This is a genomic window from Sebaldella sp. S0638, assembly GCF_024158605.1.
GTDB lineage: Bacteria > Fusobacteriota > Fusobacteriia > Fusobacteriales > Leptotrichiaceae > Sebaldella.
Genome location: NZ_JAMZGM010000239.1, coordinates 1 through 1,653, shown reverse-complemented (window position 1 = coordinate 1,653; position 1,653 = coordinate 1). Strand labels below are relative to the sequence as shown.

Annotated in this window: 3 protein-coding genes; 2 read left to right on the top strand and 1 reads right to left on the bottom strand. The window is 29.3% G+C overall.

Annotation, left to right across the window (positions count from 1 at the left end; genetic code table 11):
* Positions 1–108: 108 nt before the first annotated feature.
* The gene (locus NK213_RS20565) at positions 109–243 is read right to left on the bottom strand and encodes a hypothetical protein (RefSeq protein WP_256478853.1); all 135 of its coding nucleotides are present in this window, start codon (positions 241–243) and stop codon (positions 109–111) included.
* Between the two features lie 268 nt (positions 244–511).
* On the opposite strand from NK213_RS20565, the gene NK213_RS19940 reads away from it, so the two are divergent.
* On the top strand, positions 512–1,204 hold the full coding sequence (locus tag NK213_RS19940; protein WP_253352604.1) for an XRE family transcriptional regulator: 693 nt from the start codon (positions 512–514) through the stop codon (positions 1,202–1,204).
* 112 nt (positions 1,205–1,316) lie between these two features.
* Positions 1,317–1,538 carry a hypothetical protein gene (locus NK213_RS19935; protein WP_253352602.1) on the top strand — a complete coding sequence of 74 codons (222 nt, stop codon included), beginning with the start codon at positions 1,317–1,319 and terminating at the stop codon, positions 1,536–1,538.
* Positions 1,539–1,653 lie beyond the last annotated feature (115 nt).

The window sequence follows — 1,653 nt, the reverse complement described above, 5'->3', positions numbered from 1 at the left end:
CCTCAACCATTTCTCTTATAATTTCCAGTCTTTCTTCTTTGCTTATTTCTTTGTTATTCATCTCATCATCTCCTTATTTCAATTTTTCCGCTTTTAAAATAACAGGTCTTATTCCGCTTCCTCGATTATTTCAATCGCTGTTTCCAGTGCTTCTATTTCAGTTGTCCATGCATTCTCGTAATGACTTCCTTCGAAGTATTCTATTATTGACTGTAATTGCTCAATCAGTTGTTCTTTATCCATGTTATCATCTCCTTATATTAGTTTATGGTTGCTCCCTGCAAGTCATCTGTTTTGTTTATGGTTGGTTTTTGTTTCGCAAGTTTTTTCTTCAGTTATCCTTTTTTAAACAAAACGATTATAAGTGTTTTTTAAAAAAACAATTAAATCACTTTGTTTATTTTTATGCTTTTATTATAAACTATAAGATTGACGTTGTCAACTATTTTTTTGATTTTTTTTATAAAAAATAGTAAAATTACATAAACAATAAGATTTAGAAGGAGAAAATATGAAATTCGGCGAGAAACTAAAAGAGTTAAGATTGAGAAAAGATTATAGTTTATATGATGTAGGTGAAAAAGTTGATGTTTCGCACAGTTATATAGATTTGATAGAGAAAGGGAAAAGAAGAGCCAGCAAAAAGGTAATGGAAAGGTTATTATTAGTTTTTCCAGAACATGAAGAAGAGTTAACAGATTTATATATGGCAGAGAAAATACCAGAAAATTATTTGAAAAAATTACAAGAAATAAAAAATAACACTAAATTAGAAAAAATAAATACTAAAATTATAAAATTGCCAGTATACGGCTTAGCTAGCGCAGGAAATGGCGTTTTGGTTCCAGAAGAAATGGGAGAACGTGAATTTTTAGTAAAGGAGAACTTACATATAAACCAAAATTGTTTTGTAGTGATTGTTCATGGCGATTCCATGGAACCTTTATTTTATGACTGTGACAGTGTTTTGGTAGATCCGAACGACTGTACAGAATTACGCCAACTAGCGAATAAGGTAGTGGCAGTGGAAGTTAATGGGGAAACGTTAGTAAAGAAACTTACGATAAATAATGATTTTGAAATAGAACTGAATAGTTTGAATGACTATTATCCGCCCATCAAGTTAAAAGAAGAAGACGAAACGCAATGCATAGGTGTAGTTTCAAGATTAATTGACAGAGATTTAAACAAAATAAAAATATAGAGAATTTTACTTCTCTTTTTTTATTGACATTTTAAACAAAACGATTTATAATAAAAATATAGAAAAATTTTTTAAGTCTTATATAATCAAAAAGTTTAAAAAAGGAGGAAAAATGGAAGAAATAAAAGAATTTGCCTACGAAATAGATAAGAATATAAGAAAAAAATATGGGACAGAAGCAGAATTTTGCAGATCAAAAAATAGAGTGCCACAGTCAACCAATAAAATTCTGAATAATTTAAAAAAAGGCGAAGGAGCAAACATAATCAGTGTATTTGAAATATTGAAAGATTTGAATATAAAAATATCTCTTTTGGAAGATGTAATGCCCTAGGCTATGAGCTAGCCCTAGTGGAAAAGACCAAAGATAAAAAGCCAAAAGTGGTGTAGAAAGGAGGATTCAGGAATGGGAAGAAAAATATTAATACCTTCAAGAAGAAAAGAAATAA

Bases quoted from the DNA above. Each gene is read 5' to 3' on its own strand.
- NK213_RS19940 (WP_253352604.1), top strand. From the start codon at position 512: ATGAAATTCGGCGAGAAACTAAAAGAGTTAAGATTGAGAAAAGATTAT.
- NK213_RS19935 (WP_253352602.1), top strand. From the start codon at position 1,317: ATGGAAGAAATAAAAGAATTTGCCTACGAAATAGATAAGAATATAAGA.
- NK213_RS20565 (WP_256478853.1), bottom strand. From the start codon at position 243: ATGGATAAAGAACAACTGATTGAGCAATTACAGTCAATAATAGAATAC.